The 21,291-nt window shown below is 39.2% G+C and carries 19 protein-coding genes; 12 read left to right on the forward strand and 7 right to left on the reverse strand.

The features are described from left to right. Positions 1–37 precede the first annotated feature (37 nt). The 3 genes from GQR52_RS00360 to GQR52_RS00370 all read right to left on the reverse strand — a co-directional run bounded on the left by GQR52_RS00360 (position 38) and on the right by GQR52_RS00370 (position 1,659). A complete protein-coding gene (locus GQR52_RS00360) occupies positions 38–1,060 on the reverse strand; it encodes an MBL fold metallo-hydrolase (protein WP_165727112.1) in 1,023 nt (340 codons plus the stop codon). Between the two features lie 63 nt (positions 1,061–1,123). Next, entirely contained in the window at positions 1,124–1,429 is a 306-nt protein-coding gene (locus GQR52_RS00365) for a cell division protein ZapA (protein ID WP_007586447.1), read from the reverse strand. Then, positions 1,429–1,659: a hypothetical protein gene (locus GQR52_RS00370; protein WP_007586448.1), complete on the reverse strand. Its 231-nt coding sequence runs from the start codon at positions 1,657–1,659 to the stop codon at positions 1,429–1,431. Before GQR52_RS00370 ends, GQR52_RS00365 begins: the two co-directional genes overlap by 1 nt. Positions 1,660–1,897: 238 nt before the next feature. Here GQR52_RS00370 and rlmJ point away from each other — a divergent pair, with 238 nt between their 5' ends. Further along, positions 1,898–2,737, forward strand: coding sequence for a 23S rRNA (adenine(2030)-N(6))-methyltransferase RlmJ (gene rlmJ, locus GQR52_RS00375; protein ID WP_121953748.1), 840 nt, complete (start codon positions 1,898–1,900; stop codon positions 2,735–2,737). Positions 2,738–2,844: 107 nt separating this feature from the next. Here rlmJ and GQR52_RS00380 read toward each other — a convergent pair whose 3' ends face one another. The 3 genes from GQR52_RS00380 to GQR52_RS00390 all read right to left on the reverse strand — a co-directional run bounded on the left by GQR52_RS00380 (position 2,845) and on the right by GQR52_RS00390 (position 5,179). Further along, on the reverse strand, positions 2,845–3,663 hold the full coding sequence (locus tag GQR52_RS00380; RefSeq protein ID WP_101164326.1) for an META domain-containing protein: 819 nt from the start codon (positions 3,661–3,663) through the stop codon (positions 2,845–2,847). 121 nt (positions 3,664–3,784) lie between these two features. After that, positions 3,785–4,351 (reverse strand): PhnA domain-containing protein, encoded by a 567-nt coding sequence (locus GQR52_RS00385; RefSeq protein WP_007586451.1) that lies wholly within the window; start codon positions 4,349–4,351, stop codon positions 3,785–3,787. Between the two features lie 78 nt (positions 4,352–4,429). Then, entirely contained in the window at positions 4,430–5,179 is a 750-nt protein-coding gene (locus GQR52_RS00390) for a transporter substrate-binding domain-containing protein (RefSeq protein WP_165727113.1), read from the reverse strand. Between the two features lie 150 nt (positions 5,180–5,329). Between GQR52_RS00390 and GQR52_RS00395 the strand changes: the two genes are divergently transcribed. The 7 genes from GQR52_RS00395 (at position 5,330) to GQR52_RS00425 (ending at position 14,625) form a co-directional block, all read left to right on the forward strand. Continuing rightward, positions 5,330–6,595: an EAL domain-containing protein gene (locus GQR52_RS00395; protein WP_165727114.1), complete on the forward strand. Its 1,266-nt coding sequence runs from the start codon at positions 5,330–5,332 to the stop codon at positions 6,593–6,595. 2 nt (positions 6,596–6,597) lie between these two features. Beyond that, positions 6,598–7,212 (forward strand): paraquat-inducible protein A, encoded by a 615-nt coding sequence (locus GQR52_RS00400; RefSeq protein ID WP_010554372.1) that lies wholly within the window; start codon positions 6,598–6,600, stop codon positions 7,210–7,212. 94 nt (positions 7,213–7,306) lie between these two features. After that, positions 7,307–7,669, forward strand: coding sequence for a hypothetical protein (locus GQR52_RS00405; protein WP_231615241.1), 363 nt, complete (start codon positions 7,307–7,309; stop codon positions 7,667–7,669). Between the two features lie 258 nt (positions 7,670–7,927). Continuing rightward, positions 7,928–9,295: a TolC family protein gene (locus GQR52_RS00410; RefSeq protein ID WP_165727115.1), complete on the forward strand. Its 1,368-nt coding sequence runs from the start codon at positions 7,928–7,930 to the stop codon at positions 9,293–9,295. Continuing rightward, positions 9,285–10,841, forward strand: a complete 1,557-nt coding sequence (locus GQR52_RS00415) for an efflux RND transporter periplasmic adaptor subunit (RefSeq protein ID WP_165727116.1) — start codon at positions 9,285–9,287, stop codon at positions 10,839–10,841. Before GQR52_RS00410 ends, GQR52_RS00415 begins: the two co-directional genes overlap by 11 nt. A gap of 8 nt (positions 10,842–10,849) precedes the next feature. Beyond that, positions 10,850–13,969: an efflux RND transporter permease subunit gene (locus tag GQR52_RS00420; RefSeq protein WP_165727117.1), complete on the forward strand. Its 3,120-nt coding sequence runs from the start codon at positions 10,850–10,852 to the stop codon at positions 13,967–13,969. Between the two features lie 200 nt (positions 13,970–14,169). Continuing rightward, positions 14,170–14,625 (forward strand): hypothetical protein, encoded by a 456-nt coding sequence (locus GQR52_RS00425; RefSeq protein WP_007586459.1) that lies wholly within the window; start codon positions 14,170–14,172, stop codon positions 14,623–14,625. A gap of 176 nt (positions 14,626–14,801) precedes the next feature. Here the strand turns inward: GQR52_RS00425 and GQR52_RS00430 are convergent, their stop codons facing one another. After that, the gene (locus GQR52_RS00430; RefSeq protein WP_007586460.1) at positions 14,802–15,308 is read right to left on the reverse strand and encodes an ACT domain-containing protein; all 507 of its coding nucleotides are present in this window, start codon (positions 15,306–15,308) and stop codon (positions 14,802–14,804) included. Between the two features lie 380 nt (positions 15,309–15,688). Here GQR52_RS00430 and GQR52_RS00435 point away from each other — a divergent pair, with 380 nt between their 5' ends. Genes GQR52_RS00435 through phoU form a run of 4 tightly spaced genes read left to right on the forward strand, consistent with a single transcriptional unit; the run spans position 15,689 to position 21,191 of the window. Further along, the gene (locus GQR52_RS00435; RefSeq protein WP_165727118.1) at positions 15,689–17,923 is read left to right on the forward strand and encodes an ABC transporter permease subunit; all 2,235 of its coding nucleotides are present in this window, start codon (positions 15,689–15,691) and stop codon (positions 17,921–17,923) included. Positions 17,924–17,938: 15 nt separating this feature from the next. Next, positions 17,939–19,588, forward strand: a complete 1,650-nt coding sequence (gene pstA, locus GQR52_RS00440) for a phosphate ABC transporter permease PstA (RefSeq protein WP_007586463.1) — start codon at positions 17,939–17,941, stop codon at positions 19,586–19,588. 27 nt (positions 19,589–19,615) lie between these two features. Beyond that, complete coding sequence (gene pstB / locus GQR52_RS00445) at positions 19,616–20,443, forward strand: phosphate ABC transporter ATP-binding protein PstB (protein ID WP_007586464.1); 828 nt, start codon at positions 19,616–19,618, stop codon at positions 20,441–20,443. A 46-nt stretch (positions 20,444–20,489) separates the two neighbouring features. Next, positions 20,490–21,191, forward strand: coding sequence for a phosphate signaling complex protein PhoU (gene phoU / locus GQR52_RS00450; RefSeq protein WP_007586465.1), 702 nt, complete (start codon positions 20,490–20,492; stop codon positions 21,189–21,191). Positions 21,192–21,291: the final 100 nt, after the last annotated feature.

A 21,291-nucleotide genomic window follows, 5' to 3' on the forward strand; every position in this document is an offset into this window, starting at 1 on the left:
TTCCTTTTATTATTTTAACACAATCCGTTGTGTTGAGTTATTCTGCGCTTTTTGCGCGATTTAGGCCTGCTTGTAAAAAAAAGTTGCTCGACTTTATATTAAGCGCTTCTTGCTTGTAAGGCTCAATGACTGATTCAGGAAACGACAACATTAACTGTTCAATACTTTGATCTTTATTGTTTTTAACATGTTCTGTTATAGCTGTTAAAAACGATAGAGGCTGTTTTAGCTGCTCTTTTGTTAATGTGCCGCCGTGCCCAGGTAAAATAATAGTGAGCTTTTCGTCGTTAATATATTGCTTAAGCAACGTTTGCCAACTTTTAAGTTCACCGTGTCCAGGGTAAGGAAGCCAGTCAACGATATCGCCACCAATCAGCACACTGCCATTATTAGTAGTAATAGTTAAATCACCGTTAGTATGGGCTTGCTTCGGCTCAATGGTTATCTCAAAACCACCAAGGTCGATAGTTTTATGATTATCGATTATTATTTTTGGTTCGCCAAGTTGATATTCTTGCCAGCGAAAAAGTCGTTTTTTTGCAAGCTCTAACTTATTTCGCCATTTAGCTTGCTCTTCTTTGGGCACATTCGCTAATCGTTGGTAGCTCAGCTCAATGCTCTTTTCATACGTGTCTAGCTTGTCGGTATATGCTGTTTGATAAAGGTTAAAATTTTTATTTACCTGCTGATGAACAATGAGCTTAGCATCAGGGTAAAAATTTTGCATAACCGCCATGCCCAGCAAGTGATCGTCATGGTAGTGGGTAGCCACTAAATAGCATAAAGGTGTTTTAAGGCGTTTCTTTAAATCTTCAGCAAGTTGTTCAACTGCGGCAAAATTGGCGCTCGTATCAACAAGTAGGGCACATTTTTCGCCTTCAATTAATACTTGGTTAGAGTCGTAAAAGCGAAGCTTGTCTTGTTGCTTTAAAAACTGAATATGAGGGTTTATTGTATTCCAAGTGACGGCAGCATAGGTGCTAGGTACTATTGATAATAAAGTGCATGCTAATAGTAAGTGCTTACATGAAGAGGCTATGTTTGAAAGTTTTAACTTCATTTATTATCTCTACGCTGATGCTTAATTACTTTAATAATAAACAAAAAGCGCAGTATGCGCTTTTTATTTTTGGTGTTTAGGGTCATTTGCCAAATGCTGACTGAGTTTATCAATCATTTGGTCTTGATGCTGTTGCTCAACTGTAGCCTGTGTTTTTGCTTCTAGCAATTCGTGGCTTAAGTTTAATGCTGCCATTAGTAGGGCTTTTTGATCGTTTCTAACGGTTGAGCGTTGCTTCATTTGCTCAACTAAGTCATTTAGATTTTTAGCTGCTGCTATTAATGCATCTTCCTGCCCTTCAGGGCAAGCAAATTGCTGCTCTTTACCTAGCAACTCAACAGTGACCCGCTGGTTTTGCAGCTCAGACATTAGCTAGCCTGTTGTGCGCTTTGTAACTTATCAAGAAGACCAGATAAAGTAGTGCTGGCATCTTTTTGCTTTTCTTCATTTTCTAAAGCTTCAAGTTGTAGCAATTCGTTGTCATCGCTTAGTTTAGTGTTCTGTTCTTTTAAAGTAACAACATCTGTTTGTAATTGGTTATTACGTTCGATTAAAGAATCGATCAGTTGTTCGAGTTGTTGAAGAGTAGTGTTATTCATAAAGGCGCTCATATAACTGTAATTAATGTCATGCAAATGTAAAGCAAAGTGTGTTGATTTGCCAGCATTTACGGTGGTTTTAGCTGATTTTTCTTTTGCGTTAAGGGATAATTCAGCATATGGGCTTTTTCATTCAGAAATGGTTCACTTAAACACTCTCTTATCTTGGTGTAAGTTGCCAAAGCCTAGTGCTTATGGTTCACTTACGACATTAAATTGCGTATGGCGAAAATAAATAATGCTTAGTTACAGACACTCATTTCATGCGGGTAATCCTGCCGATGTACTTAAACACTTAGTACTGGCACAAGTGCTAAATTATCAAACAATTAAAGATAAACCGCTTGATTATATAGACACACATTCAGGTGCTGGCTTTTTTGAACTTGCAGCTGCCGATGCGCAAAAAACGCAAGAGTATCAAGATGGTATTGAAAAACTTTGGCATCATAAAAGTGAGCATGCTGAGCTTAATGAATACATTGAATTAATTAAGTCATTTAACGACACTGACGAACTTGCGTTTTATCCAGGTTCACCAAAAATTGCAGAGCACTACTTACGCCGCCAAGATAAGGGTTGGTTTTTTGAACTGCACCCGCGCGATTTATTATTACTTGAAGAAAACATGCAAGGTAAGCGATCTATTCGTGTACGTGGAGAGGATGGTTTTGCAGGTTTAGTTGGTTTGTTACCACCAGCATCTCGCAGAGCGTGTGTATTAATTGATCCTCCATACGAAATTAAAGATGACTACGAAACGGTTGTAAAAACCTTAGTTAAAGCTCATCAGCGTTTTGCTACAGGTACTTACATGATTTGGTATCCGGTAGTAGACAGAGAGCGTATTGATAATATGGAGCAGGGCTTAATTGATTCAGGAATGCGCAACATTCAGTTATTTGAATTAGGCACTGAAGCCGATACTGATGTACACGGTATGACAGCATCGGGCATGATTGTAATTAATCCTCCATGGAAGCTAAAGCAAACAATGGATGCAATAATGCCTGAGCTTGTTGGTTTGTTAAGTGAGCCAAGTGGTTTTTACCGAAGTGAACAACTCGTTGATGAGTAACTTTAAATAGCGCTTATAACGAATAATAAAATGCCCAGCTTTGCTGGGCATTTTATTTAAAATCAATACGAATGTGTTAGGTAATATTTATATAAGGGAGCTAAATATTAATTAAAATAAACCGCACTAAAAGTAGCAAGTGTATTACCGCGACTGTTTTTAAGTTTTAGTGATTCACCTGTTATTTCCCACTTTGAAGTTTTGCTAAGTACGTCAGACATAGCTGCTTCTTGGCTCATATTATCCGAGCACATCTTTTTTGTACTTGCTAGCTGACTAAGTGTAATTGTTTGCTGCTCGGTGCTATAGCTTCCGCTAAAATTATTACAGCCTAAAAAGCCATTAACGCGGTGGTCTTTATTGAACTGAATGAATGGTTCTTTAGTTGTAACATTCACAGTTTGAGCATTTATTGTTATTGCTTTCCAGTAAGTATTTGTGAGTGTTACATCGGGTTTTTGAGTCGACACTTTTGAAAGCTCAATTTTATAGGGGGTAGTTAACTGTGATTCTGCAAACGGGTCATGATTTGTTGTACTTGTGTAAAGCACTTTGTCTTTATTTATAATTCTGGCGCTTAGGCTATAGCGATGTTTATCGCTAATTTTGCTGGCATCATAAATTAGCTCAACGGTAAATGGCGGGGCTTGGGTTACATCAATCACTTCTTGTGTGATTATATCGGCTTTTACATCCATTTTAGATACATTGGAAAGCGTAACTATTAATTGCGAGCCAGGGCGAAGCATACTGCGATCTTTGTAGCTAGCTTGGATAGTTAGGCTGGTTATTGCTTCTGCAATTTCTGTGTTTTCAGTCGATTTAGTTTGCTCACCGCAGCCAGTTACTGCAAAAGCGCTAAGCGCCAATAAGCCAATCCCTGCAACTGCCTTTTTACGCGAAGATACTGCTTGATGCTTTTCCATGTTGGTTATCCTTACTCAATATCATGTCCTTAGTGTATTACCTAGTTACTTAATCATTCCTTAACTTATTTTAAACATAAAAAAAGGCGCATTAGCGCCTTTAATAATTAAAAACAAACGATTATTTTTTAACAAACTTAGTTAAAATAACAATGCGCTGGCCGTCAACTCGCCCTTCAATATGTTCAGGGTTGCTGGTTAGGCCAATATTACGAACAGCTGTTCCACGTTTAGCGGTAAGGCTACTGCCTTTAACGTCTAAGTCTTTAATTAGGGTAACAGTATCGCCTGCTTGAAGTACTACACCGTTGCTATCTACATGCTTTAAATCGTCATCTTCGGCAAGTGCTTTTTTAGCCCAGGTTAGCGTGTCTTCTTCAAGGTAAATCATGTCTAGCGCATCTTGTGCCCAGCCATTATCAGGCGCTAAACGCGAAAGCATTCTGTAAGCTACAACTTGTACTGCAGGAGTTTGGCTCCACATGCTATCGTTTAAACAGTGCCAATGTGTAGGCGTTATTTCGCTGTTATTCTCGATTTGATCTTTACATGTTTGACATGTGTAAATACATTTATCTGAGTGGGTTTCAGTTACCGGTGGTACTTCATAAACAGATAAGTTCTCGGTGGCTGCACACAATTCACATTGATTATTACTACGTTCGATTAAGGCTTTTTCAATACTCATGGGGCTCTTTCTGATTCTGGTCGAGTTAACATTTGCTGCTATTATACTCCAAAACACGAGCTCTGCGCCATTAGTCCCTTAATTTTGTGTGGGTATATTACTCATATACTTATCTTCAATACTTTTTATATATCCTTGAGCATGAAGGTTTTTAATTGCTAGGTTTATTTGGGGCAATAATTCTTTATGTTTGCTTAATAAACGAATTCTTAAAAAACCATGGGAATGCTGTGCGCCAAAGGCAATGTTTATCTCTAATTGCTTTGCCCAATAGAGCGCAGCTAACTTACCTACTAGTGCAGCTTCTACACGGTTTCTTGAGAGAGCGGTCATAAGTTCTTTCTCGGATGGAAAGTCAACGCGCTCAAAGGTGTTGTCATTAAAGTAATAGTAACCTAGTACTGTTCCTATATATTTGCCCTTTAAGCTATCGGCGCTTTGCCAGTTCTGGGCATTTTGAGGCAAGGTAACAATCATTTCTGTGGCATAAATAAGGGGCTCTGAAAAAACATAGCGAGAGTCATTTCTCTCATCCTTTGGGAGCCATTCTAATGAAATAACATCAAAATCGATTATTTCATCTTGTAAATATTTGGTAATACGCTTTGTGGGTAGGTCGATATGAGAAGCTGCAATATTTGCATCATCGAGTGCTTTTTCAATAATTTCGGGTAATACACCAGGCTTTTCTGGATCATTTGTATAATATGGATAATGACTACCTGACGCGCTAACATTGTATTTGAGGGGAGTAGGGTTAATGCTGGCATAGCTAAAAAATACAAATAGCAGAAGGCTCAGTACTAATAACCGAATAAAGTTAGCCAAATCTCTACCTTTTATATTAATATTTTTATATTAGTGTTGTGTAATTTTAACATTTTTGCAATGACGACTATGTTTATCTTATGCGAGTTGCATTAAAGTACACATATTATTGGCTGTTTTGCCATCTCTTATTTATAGGTTTAGAGCCAAGTGAAATTAAATAACATACCTGATGAGGTACAAAAAATAACTCAGTTTGTCGCGCGGCAACCTATTTTTGATATAGACCAGAATGTTTTCTCGTACGAACTGCTTTATCGAGACTCAGCCAACAATGCGTTTCCTGTGGGCACTTCTGATGTGCATGCGACAAGCCGCCTGTTTTTTAATGCATTAATGTTGGTAGGTTTAGATAGACTTACCGCGCATCATTTAGCTTTTATAAACTTGTCATCAGAAACTATTCTCGATAACTTTCCCAAACTTTTATTGCCAGAAAATAGTGTTATTGAAATAGTAGAGCGCACGGGCAATATTCCTGCGGTTGCTGAGCGTGTGCAAGAACTTAAAAAAGAAGGGTATGTTTTTGCACTTGATGATTACGATGGCGATCCAAAATGGGAGCCACTATTAGCACATGTTGATTACATAAAAATTGAGATAGATGATCCGGTTATTAAAACCAATATGCGCATTAAAAAAATAAAACGCGCAAATCCACATGCAAAAATAATTGTTGAACGAATAGAGACGCATGAACAATTTAATATATTAAAATTGGCAGGCTGTGATTTATTTCAGGGGTTCTTTTTTTCTCGCCCAGAAATGATTACGTATAAAGGTGTAGAGCCTTCAAAGCTAACCGTTTTTGATCTATTGCGTTTTACAGCAAAAGAAACACTTTGCTTTAAAGAAGTTCACCAACGTGTAGCCAGAGATGTCGCCATAACAGCGAGGGTTTTAAAGCTGGCTAACGCGCGTTCAGGCAAAGCAAATTTAGTCATTACGTCTATTTCACAAGCGGTTATTTATTTAGGCGAGGACACAATAAGACAATTTGTTCGTGTATTAGCAATTAGTGAGTTGGGGGTCGAAAAACCAACCGAATTAACTAAGCTTGCTTTAACGCGGGCACAATTTATGTCGCTTATTTTAGAGCAAAATAATAGAGAACTGACTGAGCAAGGCTATCTAGTGGGTTTGTTTTCTGTGCTTGATGCCATTTTAGATGGCGATTTAAAAGACATAGTTAAAGAGTTTACTTTAGATGCTGCAATATCTGATGCGTTACTACTTGAAAAAGGCACTTTAGGTGAGTGTTTATCGCTAATAAAAGAGTTTGAAGTAGATAATATTGATAAGGCGATGGTTCAACTAGCTAAAATAAATCCCGAACAACATGTTGGGCATATATTTAATTTTTTACTGGATGCTGTTTTATACAGTGACGACATTATTGAGGCAATAGCAGAATAAATATGCGTAATTGGTTGTCGGTTATAAGTGTAGTGGTTGCTCTTTGTTTATTGTTTCCTGGTATTACAAAACCAGTATTAACAATAGAGGGCAACATAGATAAATCAAAACTAGCGCAAGCGGGTATTGAAATGCTGGCTGAAGAGGGCGATGGTCGAACTCGCAGTATGCTAATGATGTTCTCGAACATGCTAGGGCTTGATAAGTTAGAAGGTGAGATTAGCGCCTATAACAAAACACAAAGTATTTTAGGCACAGTTAAAGAGCTTGCTAGCAATAATAATTTATTTGTAGCCGCTTTAGTGGGGTTGTTTTCTATTGTTATTCCAAGCTTGAAGCTGCTATTACAATTGCTTTATTGTTGCCTACCTTTGAATGGGTTTAAGCAAAAGCTCGGTCTGGTTATTTGTGCATTAAGTAAGTGGAGCATGGTTGATGTATTTGTTATTGCATTAATAGTGACTTACTTAGCAGGTAACGCCCATGGTAAAAGTGGTGAGCTACTTGTTATGAATGCACAATTTGGTGAAGGGTTTTGGTATTTTAGCGCATATTGTATATTTGCAATTATCGCGAGTAACTTAATTAAAACACCTGATAAACCGCAGTCTACATAATTAAAGTATTTGTGGTTGCCGTTAGGTTGCCTTACAATCATTTTAAAGTTTATTAAAAGGCATAATGTTGCAACGTTTTTACTCTAGTTTACTCATGATAACTTTACTGCTCACTTTTGTGGGTCAGGCAGTTGCGTCTGTAGCTATGGTATGCGAAATGCCACATATGCCAACTAAAACAGCAATGCATGCCCAAATGCCAATGACACAAAGTAGTGATGCAACAGCTGTCGATAGCATGTCTGAAAATATGATGCAGATGGATTGTTGCGACGACGAAAGTACGCCACAAAATGACTGTAAATGCCCTATGAGTGGCTGCGCTGCTAACTCAATGCTTAATGTTGATACTTTATTTAGCGTTACTTTACTTGAATCTGAAAAAGTAAATGTACGTGTATTTACTACACAAATTAATATACCTCGTTCACTCTATCGCCCTCCTATGTCTGCTTAATAGCAGGATAGGTGTAATATCAATTTTATTGAAAACATGCTCATTCTAGCGAGTTAAATAACTCTCTAACTGCGTTAAAAATTACTTATATAAAGCAACTATACTGCGTAATTTTTTCCTTGTTATAGAGCTATTTCCCTACCGCAATAATAGATCATTAATTCAATGCAATTGATATAAAAGGTTTTTGTAAAACTCCTAAACACCTTTTTTGCTTCCTAATTTAAGATTTTCTTTTATTTTTAGATGGAGCAGGTGATGAACCACGCTGTAAGTATTAAAGTCGTATTATGTAGTGTTGTGTTATTTAGCACAGCTGTTAATGCGCAAAATAACCTAAATACCGAAATGCTAAAGCAAACTAGTAATGAGCAAACGCTTAGCTTAACGCAAGCGCTTAATTATGCGCTAACGCATGAGCCATGGCTAAAAGCGAGTGGCTACCAAGAAGATGCAGCAATAGCGCAAAGCATTGCCGCAGGCACCTTACCCGATCCTGTTTTAACGGTTGGCTTACTCAACTTACCTACTAACGGTTATGCGTTTGACCAAGAAGGGATGACGCAGCTTAAAGTTGATTTGAGCCAAAAGTTTAGCCGAGGGAATAGTTTAGCGCTTAAACAAAAAGCATTAGCACAGTCTGCTCAACAATACCCTTGGCAGCGTGCCGATCGCTTAGCACAAGTAAAAGCAATTGTGATTGAGTCGTGGTTAAACGCGTATCGTGCTCAGCGAAGTATTGCTTTAATTGAGCAAGATAAAGGGCTATTTACTCAACTTATTGACATTACCGAAGCAAGCTACGCAAGCACCTTAGGTAAAACACGTCAGCAAGATATTATTCGTGCGCAATTAGAGCTCACCCGTCTTGAAGATAAGCTGGTTATGCTTGAGCAGCAATTTGAAAGTGCTAAAAACCGTTTAGCACAGTGGTTACCTATGAATATGCTTATGCAGCCTTTAAATACTGAGTTTACTAAAACCGCAGGGCTGGTTGATTTTGCGAGCCTTGAATTTGATGAGCTAATACAGTTGCTTATGACGCATCCCGCAATTATTGCGATAGATAAAACCGTAACGGCAAAGCAAACCGAAGTTGCGCTCGCTAAGCAAAGCTACAAACCTCAAATGGGCGTTAATGTGGGTTATGGTTACCGAGATGATACCCCGATGGGTGAGTCGCGAGCTGATTTACTCTCTGTGGGGTTTAGTATTGATTTGCCATTGTTTACTGATAACAGACAAGATCAACAGGTTAAATCGGCTATTGCTAGTGCAGAAGCTACTAAAACACAAAAGCTGGTGGCGCTTCAAAAACTCAAAGGCATGTACTTTAAGGAGTTTAGCCAACTCGCTCGTTTGCAAAAACGCGATGCGCTTTATCAAAATACGTTATTACCGCAAATGTCAGAGCAATCTCAGGCAACACTAAATGCTTATACACGCGACGACGGAGATTTTTCTGACGTGATGCGCGCGCGCATTAGTGAACTTAACGCCAAAATTGATGCACTGAATATTCAAGTAGATCAACATATTATTACCGCCCGCCTTAATTATTATGCAAGTAGCTTAGACCCCCAAGTAATGAGCGAGCAAACTGGAGAATTACACAATGAATACTAATTTAAAGTTACTTGTTGCCGCCTTAGTTGGCGCAGGCGCCTTTGGGTTAATAGGCGGCTTAGTAATGCAGTTTTTACCTAGCAACTCGGCAATGAATGAACAACAAAGCGCTGACAAACAGCCCTTATATTGGGTAGCCCCTATGGATAGTAATTACAGGCGTGACGCGCCAGGGCTTTCGCCAATGGGAATGGATTTAGTACCTGTGTATGAAAACGCTAGCAACGCTCAGGATGGACCAGGTGCTGTAACTATTTCGCCTGCAGTAGTTAATAACTTTGGTGTAAGAACTGCCAAAGTGCAGCTTAAAACACTTCACAGCGATATAAATACTGTGGGTTATGTGCAATATAACCAAGACCAACTTATTCACATTCATCCGCGTGTAGAAGGCTGGATTGAAAGTTTATATGTTAAAGCACAAGGCGCAGAAGTTAAAGCCGGTGAGCCTTTATATACATTGTATTCACCACAATTGGTGAACGCACAGGAAGAGCTTTTATTGGCAGTTAATCGTAATAATACCGTGTTAATTCGCGCTGCAAAGGCGCGTTTAGAGTCGTTAAATGTGTCTGATGGATTTATCGAGCGCTTACAAAAAAATAAAAAGATAATGCAAAATATTACTTTTTACGCAAAGCAAAATGGTGTGGTAGATGAGCTAACAGTACGAGAAGGCTTTTACGTTAAACCAGGCACATCAATGATGAGTATTGCCCAGCTTGATGAAATTTGGGTAGAGGCAGAAGTGTTCGAGCGCCAATCAGAACAAGTGAGCGTTGGTTTGCCCGTTACAATGACGCTTGATTACTTAAAAGGTCAAAAGTGGGAAGGTAAGGTTGATTATATTTACCCCGCGCTTGATGCTAAAAACCGGACTCTGCGTGTAAGGCTTAGGTTTGAAAATGTAGATCATCGGTTAAAACCAAATATGTTTGCACAAGTGAGCATTCACGCTAAAGCGAGTAAGGCGCAATTTACGGTCCCTAAAGAAGCGGTAATCCGCACGCAGCATCAAAACCGTGTGGTTATTGCATTAGGTGAGGGGCGTTTTAAATCGGTAGAAGTTGAAGTTGGGCAAATTAATAGTAATGAAGCGGTCATTTTGTCAGGTGTAATGACAGGTGACACGGTAGTTACTTCAGCGCAATTTTTAATAGACTCTGAATCGAGTAAAAGCTCCGACTTTAAACGAATGGAAATGCCTAGTTCTAGTATTAGCTCAGGTATGAGTTCTGTTTCAGGCTCGAATATGAACATGGATATGCAGCCACAAAACGCCACGATTAACGGCACTATTAATGCCATAGATATACAAAATCGCATTATTAATATTAGCCGAGAAGCCATTGAAAAATGGAATCGAGAACCCGCCACAATGGACTTTGTATTAGCGCCAGATATTGATATTAGTCAGTTTGAAAATGCCCAGTATATTAATTTTACTTTTAGCATTATTAACGATGAATTTGTAATTACTAAAGCGCAAAACGCAGAGCCGATTGATTATTCTACTATGCAACCTATGCAACACAGTTCTCACTAGGAGCCATTATGATAACTGCCATTATTCGCTGGTCTGTTAGCAATCGCTTTTTTGTGTTGTTGCTTACATTAATTTTACTGGGTGGAGGATTGTTTGCGGTAAAAAATACTCCCGTGGATGCCTTGCCTGACTTATCTGATGTTCAGGTCATTATAAAAACCACTTATCCGGGGCAAGCGCCGCAAGTAGTGCAAGACCAAGTTACATTTCCGCTCACCACAGCAATGCTTTCTGTGCCGGGTGCACAAACTGTAAGGGGTTTTTCGTTTTTTGGTGACTCGTACGTTTACGTTATTTTTGACGAAAAAACCGATTTGTATTGGGCGCGTAGCCGAGTACAAGAATACCTAAGCCAAGTAGCAAGTAGATTACCCGATAGCGCTACGCCAGAGCTTGGCCCTGATGCAACCGGCGTAGGTTGGATTTATTTATACGCACTAGTTGATAAAACAAATAAACACGATATTAGTCAGCTACGAAGCTTACAAGATTGGTTTTTAAAGTTTGAGCTACAAACTGTGCCCGGTGTATCTGAAGTGGCTGCTGTTGGTGGCATGGTTAAGCAATACCAAGTCAATGTAGAGCCCGATAAATTACGCGCATATGGTATTCCGCTTAGCCTCATTCAAACCGCTATTCAACAAGGCAACCAAGAGATGGGCGCCTCAGTAGTTGAAATGGCTGAAGCAGAATACATGGTAACAAGCACGGGTTATATTAAAAGTGTTGCCGACTTAGAAGCTATTCCGCTTGGCGTAAACGCTAATGGTACTGCGCTTCAGCTGCGTGATGTAGCTGATATTCGAGTCGGGCCGCAAATGCGCCGTGGTATTGCAGAGCTAAATGGCGAAGGTGAAGTAACTGGCGGCATTGTTATTATGCGCTATGGCGAAAATGCACAAAAAACTATTGAGCTTGTAAAAGCAAAGTTAGAATCGCTTAAAAAGGGATTACCAGAGGGCGTTGAAATAGTCCCTGTGTACGATCGCTCCAACTTAATAAATAACGCGGTAGATAACCTAACAAGTAAGCTAATTGAAGAACTGATTGTAGTTGCCTTAGTGTGCGTGGTGTTTTTGTTTCATGTGCGCTCATCGCTGGTGGCAATAATTACGTTACCGCTTGGAATTTTAACTGCATTTATAATTATGTATTGGCAGGGGATCAACGCCAATATTATGTCTTTAGGAGGAATTGCAATAGCGATAGGCGCAATGACCGACGGCGCTATCGTCATGATTGAAAATATGCACAAACATATGGAAAAAACGCCTCTTACCAACGAAAACCGCTGGGAAGTTGTGGCTAAATCGGCGAGTGAAGTGGGTCCTGCATTATTTTTTAGTTTATTAATTATTACCGTCAGCTTTATGCCGGTATTTATTTTAGAAGCGCAAGAAGGACGTATGTTTGCGCCACTCGCTTACACTAAAACCTACGCTATGGCAGCGTCTGCTGGGCTTGCGATCACCTTAGTGCCGGTATTAATGGGTTACTTTATTAGGGGTAAAGTCATTTCGGAGCAAAAAAATCCAGTTAACCGATTACTCGTTGCAGCGTATCGCCCGCTACTTAACTGGGTGCTTAAATTTCCAAAAATGACATTGGTACTTGCGGTGGTTGTTTCTGTTATTGGCTTTTACCCGGTAAACAAAATAGGCAGTGAGTTTATTCCGCCACTTGATGAGGGCGACTTAATGTATATGCCCACAACGTATCCTGGTTTATCGGTAGGTAAAGCGCGCGAAATACTACAGCAAACCGACAAGTTAATTGCCACAGTACCCGAGGTTAAAACAGTATTTGGTAAAGTTGGGCGAGCAGAAACTGCAACAGATCCTGCGCCGCTTACAATGATAGAGACGTTTATTCAGTTAAAACCAAAAGACGAATGGCGCGAGGGTATGACTCTTGAAAAACTTAAAAAAGAACTCGACGGTTTGGTTAAGTTTCCGGGGCTAACTAATGCGTGGGTAATGCCAATTAAAACACGCATTGATATGCTCGCAACCGGTATTAAAACTCCCGTGGGCATTAAAGTTGCGGGACCAAAGTTGAGTGAAATTCAAAAAATTGGTCAGCAAATAGAAGTGCTATTAAAAGATGTGCAAGGCACCGCATCGGTTTACTCAGAGCGAGTAGCCGGTGGACGTTATATAAAAGTAGATATAAATCGTGAAAAAGCCGCGCGTTATAGCTTAAACATTAGCGACGTACAGCAAGTTGTATCTACTGCAATAGGTGGTACAAACGTAACACAAACGGTAGAAGGGCAAGAGCGTTATCCTGTTAATTTACGTTATCCGCAAGCATACAGAGACTCGCCAGAAGAGTTAATGCTGTTACCTATTGTAACTCCTACAGGGCAGCGTATAGCACTTGGTGATGTAGCCGATGTATTTATTGAAGATGGACCGCCTGGTATAAAAAGCGAAAATGCACGTTTAAACGGTTGGAGTTTTATTGATATAGATGGCGTTGATATTGGTACTTACGTTGAGCACGCTCAGCAAGTGCTCGATAAAGACCTAATACTACCTGCTGGCTACTCAATTACGTGGGCTGGGCAGTATGAATACATGCAGCGCGCTAAAGAAAAACTGACTTATGTATTACCACTTACATTAGCGATTATTATTGTATTGCTTTACCTTAATTTTAGAAGCTTTGCTGAGGTCACTATTATTATGGCTACGTTGCCACTGGCAATGATTGGTGGCGTATGGCTAATGTATTTAGAGGGCTTTAACTTTTCAGTTGCAGTAGGTGTAGGCTTTATTGCCTTAGCCGGTGTTGCGGTAGAAATAGGGGTCATTATGTTGGTGTATTTAAACCAAGCCTATCAAGAAAAGTGCCTCGAAGCAGAGCAAGCCGGAAAACCGCTTAGCTTAGTGCAATTACAGCAAGCTATCATTGAAGGAGCAGGGCTTCGAGTACGCCCGGTTATGATGACTGTCGCGACAATTATTATCGGTTTATTACCTGTACTTTATGGCACGGGCACCGGAAGCGAAGTAATGAGCCGAATAGCAGCGCCTATGGTTGGCGGTATGGGCAGTGCAATTGTACTCACCTTACTTGTTATTCCTGCGGTTTACCTACTATGGCGCAAACAAGGACTTAAATAATATAAAACAACAAGACTATAGAGCAATGCTGTTACTACCCATGCATTGCTCTATAAAAATTACCTATAATTTGTAAGTTGTTCTATTAAATAGCTAGTTATTACTAATATTTAAATTAACTAACTGTTTTTAAATAGCTTTTTAATTGGCACGCTTTACGCAGTGTATTACCTATACAGTCAACTAAGTAAGGAATGCACATGCAAGTTAAAACAATTAAAGAGGTATACGATTGGACCGTTTTGTTTCATACGCAAATGGCGGCTAATTTTTATAGCGTAAAGGATTTACTCGATGAACATAATGCAATGCTGGTGGACTACTACCTAAATTACGAAAAAAAACTCGCCGAAGATTTAGTCGGGTTTAAAGCGATAACCGAAATAAATACGCTCGATACGTACAGTTATGAATACTTTGCTAAAAATCCTGAGCTAATTACTTTTGAAGACATTAGTAAAGATCAGCAATTCGATGAAGAAGTCATTCAAGGGTATTTAGCACAGCAACATCAAAAAGTGATTGAGTTATATGAATACTTACTTGAACGCGCCGAAACCGAAAGTGGGCAAGAAAAGCTTCAACAAATACTAGAGCTTGAAAAGCAAGGTATAAAGCAAATGATGCAAAGTACTAATCGTCATATGGATATGTAGCTTTATAAAAGAGCGGGATTACTGAGTTTATCTCGCTCTTATTAGCTTTAAGGTGATTATTTAAAATAGCTGATGCTTGCATCGGCTTATTTTATGTCTGCGTTAAATAATCTGCAGAGCATTTTGATGGACTAAAATGGTATGCGTGTCAGTTGTATGGCACGCATAAATGGAGGTTAAACTTCTTCCGTATCTACAATCAAATCACTTGTAATTGATTCCAATGCTTCAATAACTTCGTCTTTATCCATACCATTTGGCAAAGTAACGGTAGCAACAGCGCTAAAAATAGGCACTCCCCAATTAGGTGCGCTTTGTTGTCTTGAATTTAAGTGAGTAATATTAGCGCCTTTATGACGAATTACACTTGCCAGTTCTTGAACAATACCAGGACGGTCGTTACCTGTTATAACTAGATTAATTTGCTCTAGTGTTGATGGTTCAATCTCTGTGTTTCCGGTTTCAATACGAACGTCTAATTTAGGTAACTTATTTAAAGCACTTTGTAATGATTGAAAATGCTCCTCAGCAACTTCAAGTTGAATAATACCTGCAAAATGACCTAATAAATGGCTTAAGTTACTACTAAGCCAGTTGCCATGATTTTGTAATACGACTGATGAGATGCTCTCTACTAAACCAGGGCGATCTTTCCCTAAAATAGTTATAACCAACTGCTTCATAAATAATTCTCTTTTTAAGCCCAAAGAAAGTAAATGCATAGGCATTAAGTATGTTGTCTAATTTAAATTGTGTGTTGTTGCACTTTTTATAAATCTTTGATTATAAATTAAAAAAATGAATATAGTTGTGTTGACTATACGCAGTATTAATAGTCATTATTATTTACTAAGTACTCTTTTAGTATTGACCTCGATAAATACTTTGTCCAATTATTTTATAATTTAGTTCACTTATAAATCACCTATTTGAAGCTAATTTAGACTTTTCCCTCGTTAGTTTTATTTAAAGCTGTTTTAGAGTGCTTATTATTACTGCTGTAACATTACTGTCATCTTGATGAAATATAATTTATGCAACGTTAAGATTTAAGGGTGTTTTGATGACTTCAAATCCGAATAAGCCGACTTTTAATACGGATCGAAGCCGTCTATTTAAAGATCGGTTTGCCAAGTTTGGCATAACCGCAGGTGGGATAATGGTATTGGTAGCACTGCTATTAATATTCTTTTACCTTCTTTATGTAGTACAGCCAATTTTTGAATCAGCAAAAGTAGAAAAACGCGATAGCTTTCATGTTGCTAATTCACAGCAAATAGCAGGCTTAGGTGTAGAAGAGCAAACTGAAGTTGCTTATTTACTCAGTCAGCAAGGTCAGGTTGATTTTTACAGTGTGCAAGATGGCAGCTTTGGTAAAAAGCTTAAAACATTAAACGCCGAGCTACCAAGTGATGCAACAAGCTTTGCAACAAGCGCGCCTTTTCAAGGGCATTATGCGTTTGGTTTAGAAGATGGCACCGTAATGGTTGTTGCACCTAAATTTTTAGTTACCTTTCCAAATAACGAGCGTAAATTAACACCTCGCTTAGGTTTTCCTCTAGGGGAAATGGCTTTAGAAGTAGATGAACAAGGTGCAGCTATTAAACGCTTTGCATTTAGTCACTATGAAGACAAAACAGCGGTTGTAGCTCTTACAGAAGATAAGCGTGTATTATTTAGCAGCTTTATTGCTGAAGAGAATATGTTTACCGGTGAAGTAGAGTGGGTTGTTGAGCGTACAGAACTTGATGTTAATGGACGTGTAGACGAATTATTAATGTCGCCAGATACAACACGTACTTTTGTACGTTCTGCTAATCAAGTGTATGTATACGATACGCGTGACCCAAGTGATGTAGAGCAAATTCAGTTGCTTTCGGCTAACGAAGAAAATGCAAATATTGTATCTGCACAACTGCTAGCGGGCGCAAACTCACTCATGCTTGCTAATGATAACGGTGAGGTTTCGCAGTGGTTTGAAGTAAACACTGACACAGGCCGTGAATATCAAAAAATTCGCTCATTTGAAACAACTAAGCAAAGTAAATTAAATGTATTTACTGAGTTTTACCGTCGTACTTTTTTTACTACCGGCAATAATGGTGAGCTAGGCGTGTACTACACAACCAGCGAAGCAAAACTTTGGCAGGGGAAAGTAAGTGAAGGCGCAATAGAAAACTTTGCAATTGCACCACGTTCAAATGCTGCGTTAATTTTAGCGGATAATAAGCTAACAGTATTAGACATTCATAACGAGCACCCAGAAGTTACGTGGTCAGCACTTTGGCAAGAAGTGTGGTACGAAGGTTACCCAGAGCCAGGTTATATTTGGCAGTCAACATCAGCCAGTGACGACTTTGAATCTAAGTTTTCACTTGTGCCAATTTCGTTCGGTACATTAAAAGCAGCACTTTATGCGATGTTGTTTGCTGTACCAATCGCGCTTTCGGCGGCTATTTACACGGCATACTTTATGTCGAGCAAATTACGTAAAGTGGTTAAGCCTACCGTTGAAATAATGGAAGCATTACCAACCGTTATTTTAGGTTTTTTAGCGGGTCTTTGGTTAGCCCCATTAATAGAAGAGCACTTACCTGCCATTGTTGGGTTACTCATATTATTACCTTTAGGTATGTTAGCGACAGGTTTAGCCTGGACTAAATTACCAACAAAAATACGCCATAGAATTCCTGATGGTTCGCATTCAATCATCCTTATTCCGGTCGTTTTACTTATTGGTTGGTTTTCGTTTGCTATGAGCGAATTTGTTGAACTTTGGATGTTTGACGGCAATGTACGTCAGTACTTAACAAATGAGCTAGGTATGACATTCGATCAACGTAACTCGCTTGTTGTAGGTATTGCGATGGGTTTTGCGGTTATTCCTACTATATTCTCAATTGCAGAAGACGCGGTATTTAGTGTTCCAAAGCATTTATCAAATGGCTCATTAGCATTAGGTGCGACGCAGTGGCAAACACTAATACGTGTTGTATTACTAACAGCAAGTCCAGGTATTTTCTCTGCGGTAATGATGGGACTTGGCCGAGCAGTTGGTGAAACCATGATTGTACTTATGGCAACCGGTAATACACCGATTATGGATTGGAGCATTTTCCAAGGTATGCGTACGCTTGCAGCAAATATTGCAGTTGAAATGCCAGAGTCAGAAGTAGGTAGTTCGCACTATAGAATATTATTCTTAGCAGCCTTTGTATTATTCATATTCACATTCATTTTTAACACAGTCGCTGAGTTTGTTCGCCAGCAACTACGTGAAAAATACAGCTCAATGTAAGCGGAGAGACATGACATGGTAAAGCAGTGGTTTAAGTCTGGTTCTCCTTGGATTTGGATGACCGGTGGTGCAGTGAGCATCAGTTTGATTTCAGTTTTAGGCTTATTGGCAATGATAGCCTGGAAAGGGTTAAGCTTTTTCTGGCCTTCAGAAGTTGTACAGTTTGAACTTGAAGGGTCGATTGCAAAGCAAACCGTTATTGGCGAAGTTTACGATCGTGAATTAGTACCAAAAACGCGTTTAGCCGCGACAGGTATTGATGTTAGCGGGTTTGAAAAAGAAGAAATAGAGCGCTTACTTATTAAAACAGGTAACCGCGAATATGTAGATTTAGATTTTCGTTGGATATTAGAAACCGACATAACAAATAAAACAGCACCAGCGGCGCTTGCAGTATTTGAGCGTAGTAAAAACGGTAACTTTTATGGTTATGTGCAAAACGTTATTAAAGACGGTCAACCGGTTAATGGCGATAAAATAGAAGCGCTACATGAGCTTGTAGAGCGTGCGGTTGATTTAAATGACGAAGCACTTGATTTGCAAAATGGTGACATTGGGCATATTAACTACGCACTTGAACGCTTACGTTTAAAAGAAAAAGGCTACTTACTTGATAACGCTCTCACTGATGAGCGTGTTGCTGAGCTTGCTCAAGCACGTGCTGAATTACGTGCAGAGTATGGTGTACTTGAAAAAGATTTATTTGCACTACGCAAACAAGCTAAACGTGACCACGTAACTGTAAAAGATATGCGCGGTGAAGTTGTTACAATTCCTATGTATCAAGTACTTGATGTTTGGTTTCCAAACGATATGGGCTTTTTTGCAAAGCTAGGCCACTACTTTGTGCAACTAGGTAAGTTTGTATCCGATGATCCACGTGAAGCAAATACAGAAGGCGGTGTTTTCCCTGCTATATTTGGTACTGTATTTATGGTTATGCTGATGGCTGTAATTGTGACGCCGTTTGGCGTTGTAGCTGCAATTTACTTACACGAGTACGCCGCAAAAAATGCAATCACTAAAATGATTCGTATCGCAGTGATTAACTTGGCCGGTGTTCCTTCAATTGTATACGGTGTATTTGGCCTCGGCTTTTTTGTATACATGTTAGGTGGTAGCTTAGACCAATTATTTTATCCAGAATCGTCGCCAACGCCAGTATTTGGTACGCCAGGTGTAATGTGGTCGGCATTAACGCTCGCTATACTAACGCTGCCAGTTGTTATTGTATCGACTGAAGAAGGTTTATCTCGTATTCCAAGTACCGTACGTGATGGTTCACTAGCGCTTGGCGCAACAAAAGTTGAAACGTTATGGCGCATAATTATTCCAATGGCAAGCCCTGCAATTATGACAGGTTTAATACTGGCAGTTGCGCGTGCTGCAGGTGAAGTTGCACCGTTAATGCTAGTAGGCGTTGTAAAAATGGCTCCTACATTACCACTTGATGGCAACTTCCCGTATTTTCACTTAGATAGAAAGTTCATGCACTTAGGCTTTCATATATACGATGTTGGCTTCCAAAGCCCTAATGTTGAAGCGGCACGCCCGCTGGTATACGCAACGGCCTTTTTATTGGTGTCGGTGATTATTACCCTAAACATAACGGCCATTGGTATACGTAACCATTTACGTGAAAAGTACAGATCGCTTGAACACTAATTAGTAAAGATTTTATAGGTAACAAAAATGATTACAGTCGCTCCAAAAGTAAACCAAGCTAATATAGGCCAGAAGTTAGACCTAGAAAATTTAACGGATGACCAAAAAGCGCTAGAGATTAAAGATCTCGATCTTTACTACGGTGATAAGCAAGCGCTTAATAAAGTAAATATGAACATTCCAAAAGGCCAAGTAACTGCGTTTATTGGACCATCGGGCTGTGGTAAATCAACTCTATTACGTTGTATTAACCGCATGAACGATTTGGTAGATATTTGTCGTATTGAAGGTGAAATATTACTTCACGGTCAAAATATTTACGATAAGAGCGTAGATGTAGCAGCACTTCGTCGTAATGTAGGTATGGTGTTTCAGCGTCCTAACCCATTTCCTAAATCAATTTATGAAAATGTGGTTTATGGCCTACGCTTACAAGGCATTAAAGAGAAGCGTAAGTTAGACGAAGTGGTAGAGCAATCACTTCGTGGTGCTGCTTTATGGGATGAAGTAAAAGATAGATTACACGATAGCGCGTTTGGCTTATCGGGTGGTCAGCAACAGCGTTTAGTTATTGCTCGCTCAATTGCAATTGAGCCAGAAGTTCTTTTATTAGATGAACCTACATCAGCACTTGACCCTATTTCTACTTTGGTAATCGAAGAGCTAATAAACGATTTAAAAAACCAATTTACCGTTGTTATTGTTACACATAACATGCAACAAGCAGCACGTGTATCTGATCAAACAGCCTTTATGTATATGGGCGAATTGATTGAGTACTCAGACACAAATACCTTATTTACTACACCAACGAAGAAAAAGACCGAAGATTATATTACCGGTCGTTACGGTTAATTAGCCCGTTGTAGCGTGTTGTGCAAGATTAAGAGAGAAGGTAACTATGGAACATAATATTAATAAACATATTTCTGGGCGTTTTAACCAAGAACTAGAAAATGTACGTAATCATGTATTAAGTATGGGTGGCTTAGTTGAGCAGCAGTTAAATAGTGCGCTTGATGCGGTGAGTCGTAACGATGCAGAGCTTGCTCAAAAGGTACGTCAGAACGATTATAAAGTGAATGCAATGGAAGTAAGCATTGATGAAGAGTGTACGCGTATTATTGCTCGTCGTCAGCCTGCAGCAAGTGACCTGCGTTTAGTGATTGCAATTGCTAAAACAATCGCTGATTTAGAGCGTATTGGCGATGAAGCTGAGCGAATTGCTAAAGTTGCACTAGACTCATTTACCAAAGATCAGCAAGATTTATTAGTAAATATTGAAAATATGGGCCGCCAGGTTTTAAAAATGCTACACGACGTACTAGATGCATTTGCGCGTATGGATGTGCAACGTGCATTTCAAGTACATAAAGAAGATGCAAAAGTTGACCGCGAATATGAAGCCATCACACGTCAAATAATGACTTACATGATGGAAGATCCACGCTCAATACCTAAAATCATGGACTTAGTCTGGTCTGTTCGCTCATTAGAGCGTATTGGTGATCGCTGTCAGAACATTGCTGAATACATTATTTATTTTGTTAATGGCAAAGATATTCGCCATACATCTCAAGAAGATATAGAAAAATCACTATGATTTTTTACCCATCATGCTTTTCTATTAAAGCGGCTTAGTGTCGCTTTGTGTATTGCAAGCTTTAGTGAAGTAATAAAAAGCGTTCACAATCTTGGTTAAT

The organism is Pseudoalteromonas sp. 31A1 (assembly GCF_011378815.1).
In the GTDB taxonomy this organism is placed as follows: Bacteria; Pseudomonadota; Gammaproteobacteria; order Enterobacterales; family Alteromonadaceae; genus Pseudoalteromonas; species Pseudoalteromonas arctica.